Here is an 18,620-nt window from a genome sequence, read left to right as displayed (position 1 = left end):
GTGGGGGACACGGCGCCGCCGGGTTGGGACAACAACCAGGAAATAGTGGCCTCCTGCGACGCGGAGGGCACTATTTTCGCGAACCAGTGCGATCTTCCCGGCAACTTCCGCGATGGAGCTGAGCGGGCTGAGCGGCCCACCCCGCGCACCCCGGGGCGGGTGGACGGGTGAGGGGCGTACACTGGCCAACTGGCGACCGCCTCGTGCGGTCGACCTCGCGCGCCCTCTTCACGAATCGTCGTGGAGCGACGGCCTCCCTGGTCCCGATCTTGATCGGGTCCACCATGGGTCGGCGACCAGGCGCCAGGACGCCCGGCCACCGGCCGGGCGTGACAACCAGGGATCTTGAGGAGTACCCCAACCATGGCCGTCGTGACCATGCGCCAGCTGCTGGAGAGCGGTGTCCACTTCGGGCACCAGACCCGGCGCTGGAACCCGAAGATGAAGCGCTTCATCATGACCGAGCGCAACGGCATCTACATCATCGACCTGCGCCAGACCCTCGAGTACATCGAGAAGGCGTACGAGTTCGTGCGTGGGACCGTCGCCGAGGGTGGCAGCATCCTGTTCGTCGGCACCAAGAAGCAGGCCCAGGAAGCGATCGCCGAGCAGGCGACCCGGGTCGGCCAGCCGTACGTCAACCACCGCTGGCTCGGTGGCATGCTGACCAACTTCCAGACGGTGTACAAGCGGCTCCAGCGGATGAAGGAGCTGGAGGGCCTGGGTGACCTCAGCGGCACCGCCGCCGGTTACACCAAGAAGGAGACCCTGCAGCTCTCCCGCGAGAAGATCAAGCTGACCCGCACCCTCGGTGGTCTGCGGGACATGCAGAAGCTTCCCGCCGCGGTCTGGATCGTCGACACCAAGAAGGAGCACATCGCCGTCGACGAGGCCCGCAAGCTGGGCATCCCGGTGATCGCGGTGCTGGACACCAACTGTGACCCGGACGAGGTCGACTTCCCGATCCCGGGCAACGACGACGCGATCCGCTCGGCCGAGCTGCTGACCAAGGTCGTGGCCGCCGCCGTCGCGGATGGTCTGATCGCGCGTTCCGGCCGTCGCCGGGGCAACGACGAGAAGCCCGAGGGTGTCGCGAGCGACGAGCCGCTGACCGAGTGGGAGCGCGAGCTGCTGGAGCCGAAGAAGGCCGACGAGTCGGCCGCCCCGGCCGAGCAGCCGGCCGCTGCCGCCGCCGAGCAGCCCGCCGCCACGGCGACCGAGCAGCCCGCCGCCGCCCCGGCCGAGCAGCCCGCCGCTGCCGCCACCGAGCAGCCGGCGGCCGCCACCGCGGAGTGATCGCATCGCCGCTGCCCGTCCGTTTTCGCAGACGGCGGGCAGCGGCGGTACGCCGGGCACGATCTGCCCGGATCCGGGTAACCGGCACCTCTGACCATCCACACGCCGTCTCAACACCGAAGAGAGAGCCATGTCCCAAATCACCGCCGCGGACGTCAAGAAGCTCCGCGACCTCACCGGCGCCGGCATGATGGACAGCAAGAAGGCGCTGACCGAGGCCGAGGGCGACTTCGACAAGGCCGTCGAGATCCTGCGCGTCAAGGGCGCCAAGGACGTCGGCAAGCGGGCCGGCCGTACGGCCGCCAACGGCCTGGTCGCCCACTCCGGCAAGGCGCTGCTCGAGCTCAACTGCGAGACCGACTTCGTCGCCAAGACCGAGTCGTTCATCGCGCTGGCCCAGCAGCTCGTCGAGCACGGCGAGCGCGCCGGCGTGAACACCGCCGAGGAGCTGCTCGCCACCGAGCTCGACGGCAAGGTCGTCGCGGACCTGATCCAGGAGCAGTCCGCCAAGATCGGCGAGAAGCTGGTGCTCAACCGGTTCGCCCGGGTCGAGGGCACCACCGCCGTCTACCTGCACCGCAAGGCCCAGGACCTGCCGCCGGCCGTTGGTGTGCTGGTGTCGTACACCGGCAAGAGCGACGAGGCGGGCGACGCCGACGCCCGTGGTGTGGCCATGCAGATCGCCGCGATGCGGCCGAAGTACCTCACCCGGGACGAGGTTCCGGCCGAGGTCGTCGAGTCCGAGCGGCGCATCGCCGAGCAGACCGCCCGCGAGGAGAACAAGCCCGAGGCGGCCCTGCCGAAGATCATCGAGGGTCGGGTGAACTCCTTCTTCAAGGACTACGTCCTGATCGAGCAGGCGTCCGTCGCCGACAACAAGAAGTCGGTGAAGCAGCTGCTGGCCGAGGCCGGCATCGAGGTCACCCGCTTCGTGCGGTTCGAGGTCGGCCAGGCCTGAGCCGCCACCGGGCGCCACGTGCGCCCGTGGGCAGAAGACGTCAACGAGGAGGCCGCCGGTGTACGTGACAGGCACCGCGGCCTCCTCGTCACATAGGGTCGGCAGCGGCAGGTTCGCGGTACGCGCCGCACGGGGCGTGCGCGTGGGGAAGGGCGGGGCGGATGACGCAGGTTGTGAGTGACCGGACGCTGGAGCTGGACGATCCGACGGCGCCGCCGCCGGGGCGCGCCCGCCGAGTGGTGCTGAAGCTCTCCGGTGAGGTGTTCGGTGGCGGCGCGATCGGCGTCGACCCGGACGTCGTCCAGGCGATCGCCCGGCAGATCGCCACCGTGGTCCGCCGCGGCGTGCAGGTCTCCGTGGTGGTCGGCGGCGGCAACTTCTTCCGCGGCGCGGAGCTGCAGAAGCGCGGGATGGACCGGGCCCGCGCCGACTACATGGGCATGCTCGGCACCGTGATGAACTGCCTCGCCCTCCAGGACTTCCTGGAGAAGGAGGGCATCGAGACCCGGGTGCAGAGCGCCATCACCATGGCCCAGGTCGCCGAGCCGTACATCCCGTTGCGGGCGATCCGGCACCTGGAGAAGGGCCGTGTGGTCATCTTCGGTGCGGGCGCGGGCATGCCGTACTTCTCCACCGACACGGTGGCCGCCCAGCGGGCTCTGGAGATTCGGGCCGACGTGGTGCTGATGAGCAAGAACGGCGTGGACGGCGTCTACACCGCCGACCCGCGGATCGATCCCACCGCCAGCAAGCTCGACTCGATCACCTTCTCCGAGGCGCTGCGCCGCAACCTGCGGGTGGCCGACGCGGCGGCGTTCAGCCTCTGCATGGAGAACGGCCTGCCGATGCTGGTGTTCGGCGCGCAGGGTGACGACACCATCATCCGCGCGGTGGGTGGCGACAAGATCGGCACCCTGATCACCGCCTGAGCCCCGCCGAAGGCGACGGCACCGGCGGTCCTGACGACTTTCAGCAGAGCCCACCACGAGCACAGAAGGAGGCGAGGAGACCGGTGATCGACGACACCCTCCTCGAGGCCGAGGAAAAGATGGATCGTGCGGTTGAGCACGCCAAGGAGGAGTTCGGCGCCATCCGTACCGGTCGCGCCAACGCCGCCATGTTCTCCAAGGTCATCATCGACTACTACGGCACGCCCACGCCGCTGACCCAGATGGCGTCGATCGCGGTGCCCGAGCCGCGGATGGCCATCATCAAGCCGTACGACAACTCGCAGATCAATGCGATGGAGAAGGCGATCCGCGACTCGGACCTCGGGGTGAACCCGAACAACGAGGGCAACCAGCTGCGCATCCTGCTCCCGCAGATGACCGAGGAGCGTCGCCGCGACATGATCAAGGTGGCCAAGAACAAGGGCGAGGAGGCCAAGGTGGCCATCCGCAACGTCCGCCGCCGTGGCAAGGAAGAGCTGGACCGGATCGTCAAGGACGGCGAGGCCGGCGAGGACGACGGTCGCCGCGCCGAGAAGGAACTCGACGACCTGACCCAGCGCTACGTGGCCACCATCGACGACCTGGTGAAGCACAAGGAAACCGAGCTGCTCGAGGTCTGAACCATGCTTCGAGGCCCGTTCCCGACATCGGGAACGGGCCTCGCGTCGTATCTCAGCAGGGGATCCAGACGGTCCTGGTGCCCTCGGCGAACTCCTCGTTGGTGGTCGCGTCGCGCAGCGAGAAGTGGGCGGTGGCGCGACCGGGGTGCAGTGCCGGGGTGATCCGGGCGAAGGCCATCGCGAGCTCGACCGTGCCACCGTCGCAGAGGATCTCGCCGGCGCCGTGGCCGCCGGTGGCCCAGAGGGTCGGCAGGCCGTCCTGCACCAGCGAGGCCGACATGAGGACGATGCCGGCCGGGCAGTGCCGGGCGGTCGCGGTGACGGCGGTCGCCGGGTACGTCACCCCCGGCTCACCGACGGGCGGCTCGAACGGGAACAGTTCGCTGGCGTGCCGATCGATGGTGATCCTGGTCGGTGCGGTGGTGGCGGCGGCTGGTGCCCCTGCTCCGAGGACGATTGCCGCGGCCGCCAGCACCGCCAGACCGATCTTGTACATGTGCGTGCCCTTTCCCCGTGGTCACGTCGGCGGAGACCGGCGCGGCCCCAGCGGACCACGTCGGGCGGGTACGGCTCAGTACCTGATCGTGCAGCGAACGAGTCGGATCGATGGCTGCGAATCTGCGTACCGGATGGGTGCGTTTCGGTCGCGATGGCCTGCCGGCCAGGGGCGACGCCCGTCGCCGTGCCTCGTCCGCCGTGCCGGTCCGGCGGGTGCAGTAGGCTCGGCAGGATTCCCGGCCACCGGGCGGTGAACACCGGGGATCGACCGACCGTCGGGGCGGTCAATCGGAGGAACATCGCACGTGTAGGGGATGCTTGTGGTCTTGCGTCATGTGGTGGTTCTCGCGCCCCGTCGCGGTGCGTGATGTCCCACCCCGACCCCTACGGCAGCGAGCCTCGCGGCTGGGACCGCCCGGAGCACCCAGTGGCACTGCCCTGGCCCGAGCAGGACCTGGACGCCGGCCAGTGGCAACGTCGACCCACCGCCGGTCCTGAGCTGTACGCCGACCCGCGCACCCGGCCACCCGCCGACCCGCACCCGACGGACCCGTACGACGAGCGTGGCCGCGCGGTCCGCCCGGACGACCGTTTCGACGACCGCGACCGGCGCGACCGTTTCGACGGCCGCGACCGGTACGACGACGACCGGAACCAACCCGACAGGTACGACGACCGGGGTCGCGCCGGCCGGTACGGCGATCGTCCACCCGCCGGCCCGGACGGCACCCCGGCCCGCCCCGGTGACCCGGAGCGGCGCGACGAGCCCGGCCGGTTCGACGAGCCCGGCCGGTTCGACGGCCCGCAGCCCTTCGACGGGCCGGTCCGTTACGACGACGACGCCGGTTTTCCGACCGCGCAGCTCGCGCCCATCGGGGCCGAGGTGGCACCGGACCTGCCGCCGGCGACCGAGCCGGATCCGCCGGGTGGCCGACGGCCGAAGGGCCGACGCCGGGCCAGCGTCGACCGACCGGCCACCCAGCAGGTGGGCAACGGGCGGGCCGGCCGCAACCTGCCGGCGGCGATCGGCGTGGGGCTCGGTCTCGGCGCGCTGATCGTGGTGCCGCTGATCTTCTACCCGTTGGCGTTCCTGCCGGTGATCGCCGCCGCCGTCGCCGTCGGCAGCTGGGAGATGGCCCGGGCGGTCCGCCGCAGTGGCGCGCACCCGCCGCTGGTGCCGTTGATCGCCGGCGGGGTGCTGACCGTGGGTCTGGCCTGGTTCGCCGGTCCGGACGCGCTCAGTCTCGGACTGCTGGTCACCGTGCTCGGCACCATGATCTGGCGGCTGGGTGACGGTCCGGCCGGCTTCCAGCGGGATGTCACCGCGACCACCCTGATCGCCGTCTACGTGCCGTTCCTCGCCGGTTTCGCGGCGCTGCTGGCGGCGGCGCCCGACGACGGTTGGATGCGGATCCTGGCCACCCTGATCGCGGTGGTCCTCTCCGACACCGGCGGGTACGCGGCCGGCGTCTCGTTCGGTCGCCACCCGATGGCGCCGTCGATCAGCCCGAAGAAGTCCTGGGAGGGTTTCGCCGGTTCGGTCACCGCCGCGGCCGTGGGCAGCGCGCTGCTGCTGTGGCTGATGTTCGACCTGGAGCCCTGGTGGGGTGCCCTGTTCGGGGTGGCCATCTCCTGTGCGGCGGTCCTCGGCGACCTGGCCGAGTCGATGATCAAGCGGGATCTCGGCGTCAAGGACATGAGCAACCTGCTGCCCGGCCACGGCGGGCTGATGGACCGACTGGACTCGATCCTGTTCGCGGTGCCGACCGCGTACCTGCTCCTGGCGATCTTCGTGCCGGCGGTGAACTGAGGTATGAATCACGGCGTCCTGGTCATCCGGCTCCGGTGGTGGCGGCCCGTTCGACACCTCCGGACCGGCACCTGCCGCCGAGGGCGTGACACACTGGACCAGCCATGACGAGCCTGCCGTTGATCCCCGCCATCTCGGACGCCCCCGCCGCGCGCCGGGCCTCCATGCCGCCGAAGCACCTCGCCGACCTGGACCTGGCCGGCCGCCAGGCGCTGGTCACCGAGCTGGGTGAGCCCGCGTTCCGCGCCAAGCAAATCTCGAATCACTACTTCGGGCGGCTGGTCCGCGACCCGCAGGCCATGACCGACCTGCCCGCGGCGACCCGGGAGCGGCTGTCCGAGCAGCTCATGCCGACCCTGCTCACCCCGGTGCGCGAGCTGGCCTGTGACGACGGCGCGACCCGTAAGGCGCTCTGGCGGCTGCACGACGGCGCTCTGGTGGAGAGCGTGCTGATGGGTTATCCGGACCGGGTGACCGTCTGCATCTCCAGCCAGGCGGGCTGCGGGATGGCCTGCCCCTTCTGCGCGACCGGCCAGGCCGGGCTGACCCGCAACCTGTCCACCGCCGAGATCGTCGACCAGGCCGTGTACATGGCCGGCGTGGCGGCCTCCGGCGCGGTGGTCGGCTCCCCGCCGCGGCTGTCGCGTGTCGTGTTCATGGGCATGGGCGAGCCGCTGGCCAACTACAACCGGGTCATCGGGGCGATCCGCCGCCTGGTCAGCCCAGCTCCGGAGGGGCTCGGCCTGTCCCAGCGGCACATCACCGTTTCCACGGTCGGCCTGGTTCCGGCCATCCGCCGACTGGCCAGCGAAGACCTCTCAGTGACCCTTGCGCTGTCGTTGCACGCGCCCGATGATGATCTGCGCGACGAACTCGTGCCGGTGAACCAGCGCTGGAAGGTAGCCGAGGTGCTGGACGCGGCGTGGGACTACGCCGCCCGGACGGGCCGTCGCGTGTCGATCGAGTACGCGATGATCAGGGACGTGAACGACCAGCCGTGGCGAGCCGACCTCCTCGGGCGGCTGCTGGCCGGCAAATTGACCCACGTGAACCTCATTCCACTCAATCCGACGCCGGGCAGCCGCTGGGACGCGAGCCCGAAGCCGGTTGAGCGGGAGTTCGTCCGGCGGTTGCGCGATGCCGGGGTGTCCACCACCGTACGGGACACCCGAGGTCGCGAGATCGACGGCGCGTGTGGTCAACTCGCCGCCGCCGAGGACAACGACACCTTCACCGACCGCGCCGGAGAGGCACCGGCGTGACCGGGCGTAGCGAACGAGACCAGGAGACATAGTGGCGAGTCAGGGTCAGCGTTTCCGGCGCAAGGCGCTCCGCCGGGGATACAAGGTCGACGAGGTGGATGCCTTCCTCGACCGGGTCGAGGCGACGCTCGACGGCCGCCAGGTCGGCGCGCCGGTGGCCTCCCAGGAGGTCCACGACGTCGTCTTCCGGGTCCGCTTCAACGGCTACGACGAGTGGCAGGTCGACCTGCACCTGGACCGGGTCGAGCGGCAGTTGGCCGAGCTTGAGGAGCGCACCAGCGCCGGTCGCGGTGGCGACCCCCGGATGGGTGACCGGATGGGTCCACCGGACCGGATGGGGCCACCGATGCGCGATGACCGCGGCATGGTCCCGCAGCCGATGCCGCCCCGGCCGATGCCCGCGCAGGCCGGTCCTCCCGCCGATCGCTACGGCCGCTACGACGAGCCGACCGGTGCCTTCGCCGGTGGGTACGACGCCCCCCGCGGCGGCTACGACGCGCCGCGAGGCCCGGCCGGCCCCGGCCCGATGGGACCTGGCGGCCCGATGGGTCCCGGCGCTGCGATGGGTCCCGGCCCGATGGCGGGCCACGGTGTTCCGCCGCGCGGCCTGCCCGCCGGCCCCAGTGGTTACGGCCCCCCCGACGACCAGCGCGCGCCCGGTGGTTATGGCCCGGACGACCAGCGCTCTCCCGGCGGCTACGGCCCGGCGGACGACCAGCGCTCTCCCGGCGGCTACGGCCCGGACGATCACCGCGCGCCCGGTGGGTACGGCCCGGACGATCACCGCTCTCCCGGCGGCTACGGTCCGGACGACAAGCGTTCGCCCGGCGGCTATCCCCCGGAGGAGCCGCGCTTCGACGGCTTCGAGGCCGGGCGGCACGGGCGTACCGACATGACCGCGGAGATCCGGATGCCGGAGCGGGACCTGCGCGACATGCGCCGGGGCCCCGCCGGTCCGCCTCCGCTGGCCCAGCAGGGCATCGGTGGGCCCCCGATGGCCGGCCCGCCCGCCGTGGCCGGTCCGCCGATGGGTGGCCCGCCGATGGTCGGCCCGCCGATGGCTGGCCCGCCCGGCAGCGATCTCTACCGGGTCGACCAGATCCGCCGGAGCTTCCAGGTGCGCCGGTTCGGCAGCGGGTACGACCCGGACCAGGTGGACCGGTTCTTCGACACCCTGCTCGGCGGCATGCAGCGCCGCAACCCGATGCCTGTCGACCCGAAGGACCTGGACACGCTCCGGTTCGGTCTGGTGCCCGGTGGCTACTTCGAGGCTGAGGTCGACGCCGCGCTCAAGGACGTGCAGGACATCCTCTTCGGGCGCTGACCCCGAGACGTACGGACGAGGGCCCGTTCCCCGGGTGGGGGCGGGCCCTCGGCGTTGTCGTCCGGTGCGGGTCGGGTCAGGAGCGCAGACCGTTGCGCCGCAGCACGATGTCGCCGATCACGATGATCAGCAGCAGTGCGGCCAGGCCGATCAGCCAGATGTCCTCGACCCTGCCCTCGTGGTTGCCGCAGATCATCGCCAGCAGCGCCAGTGCGGAGAGCACGGCGCCGATCTGCCCGGCCTTGCGGTGCCCGGGCTTGTGCTGGTCTGGCGACGTTACCGGCTCGCTTCCTGCCACTGTCGGTCCTTCCCTCGCGATCGGATCTTTGGTTAGTCTGGCACGCCTCGTACCGGCCCCGGCGCAGGGTCCGACCAGTGAGCCCTTCCCGGCTGGTCGAACGGCACTACCGGCGTCGCGGGGCGGCGGTCCGACGCACTCCGGTAGCGTTTGGCGTACACCTGATTGTCTGTTTGAGGGGGACTGTGCGGTGCGAGTGACCGGAACCGGGCACGCCAGCATGCGGATCGACACGGCCGCGGGCAGCATCCTGTGCGACCCGTGGGTCAACCCGGCCTACTTCGCGTCGTGGTTCCCGTTCCCGGACAATTCCCTGCTCGACTGGGACAGCCTGGGCCAGGTCGACTACCTGTACGTCTCGCACCTGCACCGGGACCACTTCGACGCGAAGCACCTGCGGGATTTCGTCTCGAAGGACGCTACGGTCCTGCTCCCCGAGTTCCCGACCTCGGAGATGGAGGACGAGTTTCGGGCGCTGGGCTTCACGAAGTTCCTGAGGACGCCCAACGAGCAGGTGGTGGAGCTGCCCGGCGGCCTGAAGATCATGATTCAGGCGTTGACCAGCCCGACCGACGGGCCGATCGGTGACTCCTCGCTCTGGGTCGAGTACGACGGGGTACGGCTGCTCAACCAGAACGACGCCCGCCCCACCGACCTGAGCGTCTTCGCCGAGCTGGGGCACGTGCACGCGCACCTGCTCCAGTTCTCCGGCGCGATCTGGTACCCGATGGTCTACGAGTTGCCGCAGGCGGCGAAGACCGCGTTCGGCAAGCAGAAGCGGGACCGGCAGTTCGACCGGACCTGGCGCTACATCGACGACCTGAAGGCCGACCACGTCTTCCCGATCGCCGGCCCGCCGTGTTTCCTCGACGACGCCCTGTGGCAGTTCAACGACATCCACGGCGACGAGGGCAACATCTTCCCCGACCAGTCGGTCTTCCTCTCGGAGTACGCCAAGGTCGGTGGCACCAACGGGATCGTGCTGCTGCCGGGCAGCGTCGCCGAGGTCACCACCGAGGGCGCGAGCACCACCCACCCGGTGCCGGTCGAGGAGTTCTTCGCGAACAAGGTCGCCCACCTGGAGGAGATGCGGGAGCGCAAGCGCCCGATCATCGAGGCGGAGAAGGCGTCCTGGCGGCACCCCGAGGTGGACGTGCTGGGCGAGATGAAGCGTCGGATCGAGCCGCTGCTCGACGAGTCGATCTACCTGGCCAAGGGCGTGGGCGGTCCGGTCCGCTTCGATCTGGTCGGCTACGACGGCGCGAGTGTCGAGTCGATCGTGGTGGACTTCCCCGGCAAGGAGGTCCGGCCGTACGCGGACGAGAAGGTCCGCTACCGGTTCCGGACCGAGCGGTCGCTGATCGAGCACCTGCTCTTCATCGACGAGGTGGACTGGGTCAACTCGCTCTTCCTGTCCTGCCGGTTCTCGGCGGCCCGGATCGGCCAGTACAACGAGTTCGTCTACGCGTTCTTCAAGTGCCTCTCCGAGGAGCGACTCCAGTACGCCGAGGGCTGGTACGACGAGCACGAGCGCAGCACCGACGCCGAGGACATCACGCTTGGCGACTGGGTGGTGCAGCGGCGCTGCCCGCACCTGAAGGCGGACCTGACCCGGTTCGGCATCGTCGAGGGTGACCAGCTCACCTGCCAGCTGCACGGCTGGAAGTTCGACCTGCCCAGCGGCCGCTGCCTGACGAGCGTGGGCCACAAGGTACGAGCCCACCGCGTGGACGCGGAAACCCCGGCCCCCGCCGGCGAAGCGGTGATCTGACCCCGCGCCTCCAGGCGCGCGTCGATCATGGAGTTGTGGTGGGTGACAAAGGTTGCTTACGGTCTCAAAGCAGGCACCACAAGTCCATGATCGACGCGGTGAGGGGGCTCGCGCGGGGAGGGACCGGGGTCAGCTCGCCAGGTCCGTGAGGATTCGGCGGGCGGCGTTGTGGCCGGCTGCGCCGATGACGCTGCCGGCCGGGTGGCAGCCGGCGCTGCCGGCGTACACACCGTCGATGCCGGTGGCGTAGGGCATCCGGTCGGTGAACGAGACGGTGTTGTCGACGTGGTGGATGTGCCCGCCGGTGATGCCGAAGTGCGCCTCGATGCCGGGCGGGGGCAGCGGCACCGCGTCGGCGATCAGGTCACCGGTGCCGGGCGCGTACCGTTCGACGATCTCGATCAGCCGGTCGACGTAGCCGGGCAGTTCCGCGTCCCAGGTGGTGCCGGCCAACTCGTACGGGACCGACTGGACGAACAGCGCCGACGAGTGGTGCCCGGCCGCGTCGGAGAGCGACGGGTCGACGGTGGTGTGCAGGTACCACTCGATCGTGGGCTCCGCCGGCAGCCGCCCGGCCCGCACGTCCGCCCACATGTCGCGCAGCGCGGTCATCGGCGAGGTGGCGTCCCCGCCGACCAGCGACGCGGACCCGGGCAGCAGGTGGATGGTCGAGCCGAACGGGCTCGGCGTACCGTCCGGCAGGCAGGAGAACCGCGGCAGCCCGCTGAGCGCCAGGTTGAGCTTGAGGGTGGTGCCGGGACGGCGGACCGCCGCCATCCGTTGGCCGAGCGGCGCCGGGAGCGCGCCGTCGGGCAACAGGTCCATCAGCCGGTACGGGTCGCACGCGCCGAGCACCACCCGGGCGGCGACCTGCCGTCCGTCGGCCAGCACGACTCCGCTGGCCGCGCCGCCGTCCAGGGTCACCGCGTGCACCGGCGTACCGGTCAGGATGGTCGCCCCGGCGGCGCGGGCGGCCTCGGCGAACGTCCGGGAGACCGTGCCCATCCCACCCTCGGCGATCATCCAGGTGCCGCCGGAGCCGGGCAGTCTGCACATGTTGTGCACGAGGAAGTTGTGACCGGTGCCGGGGTCGTCCGGGCCGGCGTTGAGCCCGGACAGGCCGTCGGTGACCGCGTACATGCTGACCAGCAGCTCCGAGCGGAACTCGAACCGGGCCAGGTAGTCGGCGACCGAGCCCCGTACGAGGTCGACGAAGACCTGCCGCAGCGCTGGGCGGACGTACCGCTCGGCGGTCTCCTCGGCGGTCAGCGGCTCCGCCAGCCAGGCCGGGGCGAGGTCCTCGCGCAGCGCCGCCAGTTCGGCCTGCATGGCGTCGTCGGCGGCCACGTCGGCGGGGGAGAAGAACTCCGCGAGCTGCGCCCGGGTGGCGGCGGTGTCACTGCCGAAGAGCAGGTACGGCGAGCCGAGGCCGCCCGGTGTGGGCAGGAAGTAGTGCGGGTCGCGGCGCAGCACCGGGATCCGTACGTCGAGCGTGGCGAGCAGTTCCGGGGGCATCAACCCGAGCAGGTACGAGCCGGTGGAGTGCCGCAGCCCCGGCACCTTCGGGAACGGGGCCTCGGTGCGGGCCGCACCGCCGATCACGTCGGCGGCCTCCAGCACCAGGACATCCAGGCCGGCGCGGGCCAGCAGCACGGCGGAGACCAGACCGTTGTGCCCGGCACCGACGATCACGACATCGGCGCGGGCGGGAATCTCACTGCTCATGCCGCGGCAGCCTAGTCCGCCCCACCACCCAGGTCACCCCTCCGCTCCCCACCCACCCCACCCCACCCCCGCCCCCGCCCCCGGTGATCAAGAGCTTTGCGTCAAGAAGTGGCCTCCCGGTGACGCAAAGCTCTTGATCAACTCGGCGGGGTGGGGGTGCGGGTGGTGCGCCAGCGGGAGAGGGCCAGGGTGGCGGAGTAGCCGGCCAGGACGATCACGTGGAACAGGTAGAGCCAGAGGAGTACGGCCACCCCGGCGCCGATGTCGTCGAAGCCGCCGAACGGCACGCCCAGGTCCAGCGGGAGCGAGGCGAAGAGCACGAAGCCGTGCAGGAAACCGGAGAGGTTCGCCGCGGTGAACGACCCGATCCCGATTGTGGAGAGCCAGTCCGGTGACGCCGGGCCGACCACCCGGAACACCCACACCAGCACGGGCGTGAGCACCAGCCAGACCGCGAGGAACGACAGCACCACGCCGAGCACGCCGAGCCAGCCGCCCTGGCGGACGAGTCGGGTGGTGAGCGGGAGCGCCAGCAGGATCGAGAGCAGCAGGGCGGGGGCCGGCGCGAGCAGGGGCAGCAGCAGAAGCCGGCCCCGCCAGCCGATCAGGTGCTCGTCGGAGCGGGGTGCGGCGACCGAGACGAACGCCCGGCGCAGACCCTCGCCGTAGAGGGACGCGGGCAGGAGGGAGGCCAGTGCCAGCAGCGGGGTCAGTTCCACCCCGGCGTTGACGAGCGCGTCCACCGCCCGGGGTGCGCCGATCGCGGTGGGCAGGGCTTCCACGGCGTACGAGGTGAGCCGGCGTACCCGGTCGGCCCCGGCCACCAGTGCGGTGAGCCAGATCGCCAGCAGGGCGACCGGCACCACGGCGATCGCCCCGTAGAAGGTGATCGCGGCGGCGTGCAGCGACAGGTCCCGACCGCGCACCGGACGGAACGCGGCACTGGTGATCCGTTTCGTGCGCTGCCATCCGTTGCCCATCGGGTCCTCCTTCCCTGTCGTCGGGGCCGTCACTCCTTAAGATCGCCGGTCATGACTGTTCTCACCACCGAACGCCTGATCCTGCGCGATTGGACCGACGATCCGACCGATCTGGCTCGGATCTACGACATCTACTCACGTCCCGAGATCAGCCGGTATCTGGGCGCGGCGCCGGGTCTGCCGATGACCAACCCGGCCCAGGCCGCCGAGCGACTGCGGAGCTGGCAGGAGCGGCACGCCGCCGACGGCGGCCGGTACGGCACCTGGGCGATCGAGGTACGCGAGACGGGTCAGGTGGTGGGCACGGCGTTGCTCAAGCCGCTGCCGGGCCGGGATGAGGCGGTGCGGACCGACGACATCGAGGTGGGCTGGCACCTGCACCCGGACGCGTGGGGGCGCGGCTACGCCACCGAGGCGGCCCGTGCGGCGGTAGTCCGGGAGTTCGCCGCCGGTACCCGGGAGATCTACGCCGTCGTGTCGTCGGGCAACGAGCCGTCGATGGCGGTGGCGCGGCGGCTGGGCATGACCCATGTGGGCCAGCGCAGCGACTGGTACGGCGGCGAGCTGCTGGAGACCTTCGTGCTGAGGGCACCAGATGCCTGATCGTTCTCGCACGACCTGACGTAAGATCCGCGCAAGTTCGGGGAAGGTGTCGCCTCCAGTCGTCGGGAGGTGGCCCCTTCCCCGAATTTGTGGGCAGGTTGGCGCTGGTGACGGCTGCCAGGGCAGGCAAGTCCGTCAATAGTCACGGTGGTCGAAGTGTTGACGCTCCCGTAGCACGTCAGTAACCTTTGGCCAAAGTAACGCAAGATTTTGACAAACAAGTGCACTGTTCTGTGCACCCTCTCGGAAGATTCAACGGGCCTCCTGGGGAGGCCCGTTGATGGTCGTACCCATCTGGTGTTTCCAGGACGAGCGGCGCCCCCGCGCCGCCCGGACCTCCGTCTCTCTCGACACCGGCCCTCGCGCGTCGGCCGGCGCCGCACCGCCGCACCCCCGCCCGGTGGTCCCCGCCACCGGGGCAACCGTCCCCCGACGACAAGGACAGTGATGAGACGAACGAATCTGTTCAGGATGGTGGCGGCCACGGCCGCCGCCGCGCTGATCGCCACGGTCGGAGCGACAGCCGTCGCGAACCCGGCCGCCGCCCGCCCCGCCGAGCCGGCAGCAGCGGCACCGAGCAGCGGTTTCGCCGCGGCGGCCACCAACCTCGCCCAGGGTCGTCCCACCCAGTCCAGTGGCCACGCCGACGTCTACGACTCGTCGAAGGTCGTCGACGGCAACGCGGGCAGCTACTGGGAGAGCGTCAACAACTCGTTCCCGCAGTGGGTGCAGGTCGATCTCGGCTCATCGCAGTCCGTCAACCAGGTCGTGCTGAAGCTGCCGACCTCCGGGTGGGGGACCCGGACGCAGACGTTGAGCGTGCAGGGCAGCACCAACGGTTCGTCGTTCAGCACCCTGGTCGGGTCGCAGACGTACACCTTCAACCCGGCGAGCGGCAACACGGTCACGATCAACGTCAGCCAGACCGCCACCCGCTACGTCCGGATCACCATCACCGCCAACAGCGGCTGGCCGGCCGGGCAGCTCTCCGAGCTGGAGGTGTACGGCAGCGGCGGCACCACCCCGGACACCACCGCGCCGAGCGTGCCGGGCAACCTCTCGTACACCCAGTCGGGCACCACCATCAGCCTCAACTGGGTGGCATCGACCGACAACGCGGGCGGCAGCGGCATCGCCGGCTACGACGTCTACCGCAACGGCGCGTTCCTCCAGTCCGTCGGCAACGTCACCACGTTCAACGACACCCAGCCAGCCACGGCGACCGTCTCGTACTACGTCCGGGCGCGCGACGCCGCGGGCAACCTCTCCGGCAACAGCAACACGGTCACCCGGACCGGCAGTGGTGACACCACCGCGCCGAGCACCCCGGGGACGCTGTCGCAGAGCACGTCGGGCAGCACGATCACGCTCACCTGGGGGGCCTCCACCGACTCCGGCGGCAGCGGGCTGGCCGGCTACAACGTCTACCGGGGCGGCAGCCTGATCGCCACGCTGGGCACCGTCCTCACCTATCAGGACACCCAACCGGCGACGGCCACGGTGTCCTACTACGTCCGCGCCCGGGACGGCGCCGGCAACCTCTCCGGCACCAGCAACACCGTCACCCGGACCGGGAGCAACCCGCCCGCCTGCACCAACGTGGCGCAGGGCAAGAGCATGACGGCGGGCGGCTCCACCTTCAGCTTCACCCCGGACAAGGCGAACGACGGGCAGCTCGGCACCTACTGGGAGGGCGCGGCGAGCTACCCGCAGAACCTGACCGTTGCGCTGGGTGCCAACCACTCGATCTCCGGCGTCACCGTGAAGCTCAACCCGGATTCGGCGTGGGGCACCCGTACCCAGACCATCCAGGTCCTCGGCCGCGACCAGTCGTCGTCGGCGTACACCAGTCTGGTGTCGGCGGCGGCCTACCAGTTCGTGCAGGGCACCAACGCGGTGACCATCCCGGTCAGCGCGACCACGGCGGACGTGCAGTTGCGGTTCACCGGCAACACCGGTGCCCCGTCCGGCCAGGTCGCCGAGTTCGAGGTGTGCGGCACCCCGGCGCCCAACCCGGACCTGGTGGTCAGCTCGGTGACCTGGTCGCCGACCTCGCCCAGCGAGGTCAGCACGGTCACCCTCTCGGCCGTGGTGCAGAACATCGGGTCGGCGTCCGCCGGCGCGACCACCGTCAACGTCAGTCTGGCCGGTGCGGTCGTCGGCAGCGCCACGGTGGGCGCGCTCGCCGCGGGTGCCTCGACCACCGTCTCGGTCAACGCGGGCACCCGCCCGATGGGCAGCTACGCCGTCACCGCGGTGGTCGACCCGACGAACACGATCGTCGAGCAGAACAACGGCAACAACAGCTTCACGGCGGCGTCGCCGCTGGTGGTGGCGCAGGCCCCCGGCCCGGACCTCCAGGTGCTCAGCATCGCCTCGAACCCGCCGAACCCGGCCGTCGGCGCGTCCGTCACCTTCACCGTGGCGGTGCGCAACCGGGGTACCACCGCGACCGGCGCGACCACCGTCACCCGGCTGGTGGCGGGCAGCACCACGCTCAACACCAACACCGCCTCGATCGCGCCCGGCGCGACGGTCACCGTGGCCGTCACGGGTAGCTGGACCGCCACCAGCGGCGGCGCCACCATCACCGCCACCGCGGACGCCACAAACGCGGTCGCCGAGACCAACGAGACGAACAACGCGTTCAGCCAGTCGATCGTGGTCGGGCGCGGGGCTGCCGTCCCGTACGTCTCCTACGAGGCGGAGGCCGGCCGTTACCAGGGCACGCTGCTGGAGACCGACGCCCTGCGTACCTTCGGGCACACCAACTTCGCCAGCGAGTCCTCCGGCCGCAAGTCGGTACGGCTCACCGGCCCCGGCCAGTTCGTCGAGTTCACCTCGGCCAACCAGGCCAACTCCATCGTGGTGCGCAACTCCATCCCGGACGCGCCGGGTGGCGGTGGCATCGAGGCGACCATCAGCCTGTACGTCAACGACGTCTTCTCCCGCAAGCTGACCCTGTCGTCGAAGCACAGCTGGCTCTACGGCAACACCGACGGGCCGGAGGCGCTGACCAACACCCCGCAGGCCGACGCCCGACGGCTCTTCGACGAGTCGAACGCCCTGCTGGCGCAGTCGTACCCGGCCGGCACCCGGTTCAAGTTGCAGCGCGACTCGGGTGACACCGCGTCCTTCTACGTCATCGACATGATCGACCTGGAGCAGGTCGCCCCGGCGGCCAGCCAACCGGCCGGCTGCACCTCGATCACCTCGTACGGTGCGGTCCCGAACGACGGGCTCGACGACACCGCCGCCATCCAGCGGGCGGTGACCGACGACCAGAACGGTGTCATCGGCTGCGTCTGGATCCCGGCCGGGCAGTGGCGGCAGGAGCAGAAGATCCTGACCGACGACCCGCTGAACCGGGGCATGCACAACCAGGTCGGCATCAGCAACGTCACGATCCGGGGCGCCGGGATGTGGCACTCGCAGCTCTACACGCTCACCGAGCCGCAGAACGTGGTGGGCGGCATCAACCACCCGCACGAGGGCAACTTCGGCTTCGACATCGACAAGAACACCCAGATCTCCGACATCGCCATCTTCGGCTCGGGCCGGATCCGGGGCGGTGACGGCAACGCCGAGGGTGGCGTCGGTCTGAACGGTCGCTTCGGCACCGGCACGAAGATCAGCAACGTGTGGATCGAGCACGCCAACGTGGGTGCCTGGGTGGGCCGCGACTACGACAACATCCCCGACCTGTGGGGGCCGGCCGACGGGCTGGACTTCAGCGGCATGCGGATCCGCAACACGTACGCCGACGGCATCAACTTCAGCAACGGCACGCGCAACTCGCGGGTGTTCAACTCGTCCTTCCGGACCACCGGTGACGACGCGCTCGCCGTCTGGGCCAACCCGTACGTCAAGGACCGCAACGTCGACATCGCCCACGACAACCACTTCGTCAACAACACCATCCAGCTGCCCTGGCGGGCCAACGGCATCGCCATCTACGGCGGCTACGACAACTCGATCGAGAACAACCTGATCTACGACACCGCGAACTACCCGGGCATCATGCTGGCGACCGACCACGACCCGCTGCCGTTCTCCGGCACGACGCTGATCGCCAACAACGGGCTCTACCGCACCGGTGGCGCGTTCTGGAACGAGGACCAGGAGTTCGGTGCCATCACCCTCTTCCCGGCCACCCGGGACATCGTCGGGGTCACCATCCGGGACACCGACATCATCGACTCCACTTTCGACGGCATCCAGTTCAAGAACGGCGGCGGCAACATGCCGAACGTCGCCATCACCAATGTGAAGATCGACAAGTCGAACAACGGTGCCGGCATCCTCGCGATGAGCGGGGCGCGCGGCAACGCCAACCTGACGAACGTGACGATCACCAACTCGGCCGACGGCAACATCGTCATCCAGCCGGGCTCCCAGTTCGTCATCACTCCCTGATCCACACGTTTTGCATAAAGTCGGGGGGTGCGCCGGAAGGGGCCCCCCCCGCGTGTGTAGTACCGCGGCGAAAATCCGCGGGGGGGGGGGGGGGCCGGCCCAGGCGCCG

The 18,620-nt window shown here is 70.4% G+C and carries 14 protein-coding genes; 10 read left to right on the top strand and 4 right to left on the bottom strand.

The features are described 5' to 3' along the window. The first annotated feature begins 363 nt into the window (after window positions 1-363). The 4 genes from rpsB (at window position 364) to frr (ending at window position 3,824) form a co-directional block, all read left to right on the top strand. Window positions 364-1,296 carry a 30S ribosomal protein S2 gene (rpsB, locus tag AB0A90_RS21005; RefSeq protein ID WP_357250346.1) on the top strand — a complete coding sequence of 311 codons (933 nt, stop codon included), beginning with the start codon at window positions 364-366 and terminating at the stop codon, window positions 1,294-1,296. A gap of 130 nt (window positions 1,297-1,426) precedes the next feature. Then, window positions 1,427-2,254 (top strand): translation elongation factor Ts, encoded by an 828-nt coding sequence (gene tsf, locus AB0A90_RS21000; RefSeq protein ID WP_357250343.1) that lies wholly within the window; start codon window positions 1,427-1,429, stop codon window positions 2,252-2,254. Window positions 2,255-2,415: 161 nt separating this feature from the next. After that, window positions 2,416-3,183 carry a UMP kinase gene (pyrH, locus tag AB0A90_RS20995; protein ID WP_030487501.1) on the top strand — a complete coding sequence of 256 codons (768 nt, stop codon included), beginning with the start codon at window positions 2,416-2,418 and terminating at the stop codon, window positions 3,181-3,183. 83 nt (window positions 3,184-3,266) lie between these two features. Next, entirely contained in the window at window positions 3,267-3,824 is a 558-nt protein-coding gene (gene frr / locus AB0A90_RS20990; protein WP_357250340.1) for a ribosome recycling factor, read from the top strand. Window positions 3,825-3,876: 52 nt separating this feature from the next. On the opposite strand, the gene AB0A90_RS20985 is transcribed toward frr, so the two are convergent. Further along, window positions 3,877-4,320 (bottom strand): hypothetical protein, encoded by a 444-nt coding sequence (locus AB0A90_RS20985; protein WP_357250338.1) that lies wholly within the window; start codon window positions 4,318-4,320, stop codon window positions 3,877-3,879. A gap of 369 nt (window positions 4,321-4,689) precedes the next feature. Between AB0A90_RS20985 and AB0A90_RS20980 the strand changes: the two genes are divergently transcribed. From AB0A90_RS20980 to AB0A90_RS20970, 3 genes are all read left to right on the top strand, one after another. Continuing rightward, complete coding sequence (locus AB0A90_RS20980) at window positions 4,690-6,132, top strand: phosphatidate cytidylyltransferase (RefSeq protein WP_357250335.1); 1,443 nt, start codon at window positions 4,690-4,692, stop codon at window positions 6,130-6,132. A gap of 104 nt (window positions 6,133-6,236) precedes the next feature. Continuing rightward, entirely contained in the window at window positions 6,237-7,394 is a 1,158-nt protein-coding gene (gene rlmN / locus AB0A90_RS20975) for a 23S rRNA (adenine(2503)-C(2))-methyltransferase RlmN (RefSeq protein ID WP_357250332.1), read from the top strand. Between the two features lie 31 nt (window positions 7,395-7,425). Then, window positions 7,426-8,718, top strand: coding sequence for a DivIVA domain-containing protein (locus tag AB0A90_RS20970; protein ID WP_357250329.1), 1,293 nt, complete (start codon window positions 7,426-7,428; stop codon window positions 8,716-8,718). Window positions 8,719-8,794: 76 nt separating this feature from the next. Here AB0A90_RS20970 and AB0A90_RS20965 read toward each other — a convergent pair whose 3' ends face one another. Then, window positions 8,795-9,016, bottom strand: coding sequence for a DUF2631 domain-containing protein (locus tag AB0A90_RS20965; protein ID WP_130408195.1), 222 nt, complete (start codon window positions 9,014-9,016; stop codon window positions 8,795-8,797). Window positions 9,017-9,206: 190 nt separating this feature from the next. Between AB0A90_RS20965 and AB0A90_RS20960 the strand changes: the two genes are divergently transcribed. Further along, entirely contained in the window at window positions 9,207-10,787 is a 1,581-nt protein-coding gene (locus AB0A90_RS20960; RefSeq protein WP_357250325.1) for a Rieske 2Fe-2S domain-containing protein, read from the top strand. A gap of 129 nt (window positions 10,788-10,916) precedes the next feature. On the opposite strand, the gene AB0A90_RS20955 is transcribed toward AB0A90_RS20960, so the two are convergent. Together AB0A90_RS20955 and AB0A90_RS20950 are read right to left on the bottom strand one after the other, a co-directional pair. After that, window positions 10,917-12,512, bottom strand: a complete 1,596-nt coding sequence (locus AB0A90_RS20955; RefSeq protein ID WP_357250321.1) for an NAD(P)/FAD-dependent oxidoreductase — start codon at window positions 12,510-12,512, stop codon at window positions 10,917-10,919. Window positions 12,513-12,649: 137 nt separating this feature from the next. Then, complete coding sequence (locus tag AB0A90_RS20950; protein WP_357250318.1) at window positions 12,650-13,492, bottom strand: YhjD/YihY/BrkB family envelope integrity protein; 843 nt, start codon at window positions 13,490-13,492, stop codon at window positions 12,650-12,652. Window positions 13,493-13,543: 51 nt separating this feature from the next. Between AB0A90_RS20950 and AB0A90_RS20945 the strand changes: the two genes are divergently transcribed. Beyond that, a complete protein-coding gene (locus tag AB0A90_RS20945) occupies window positions 13,544-14,095 on the top strand; it encodes a GNAT family N-acetyltransferase (RefSeq protein ID WP_357250315.1) in 552 nt (183 codons plus the stop codon). A gap of 447 nt (window positions 14,096-14,542) precedes the next feature. Beyond that, window positions 14,543-18,511, top strand: a complete 3,969-nt coding sequence (locus AB0A90_RS20940; RefSeq protein WP_357250312.1) for a CARDB domain-containing protein — start codon at window positions 14,543-14,545, stop codon at window positions 18,509-18,511. Window positions 18,512-18,620: the final 109 nt, after the last annotated feature.

The sequence above is a fragment of the Micromonospora sp. NPDC049204 genome (assembly GCF_040647935.1).
Classification (GTDB): domain Bacteria; phylum Actinomycetota; class Actinomycetes; order Mycobacteriales; family Micromonosporaceae; genus Micromonospora.
This window is presented reverse-complemented; position numbering and strand designations above follow the sequence as displayed.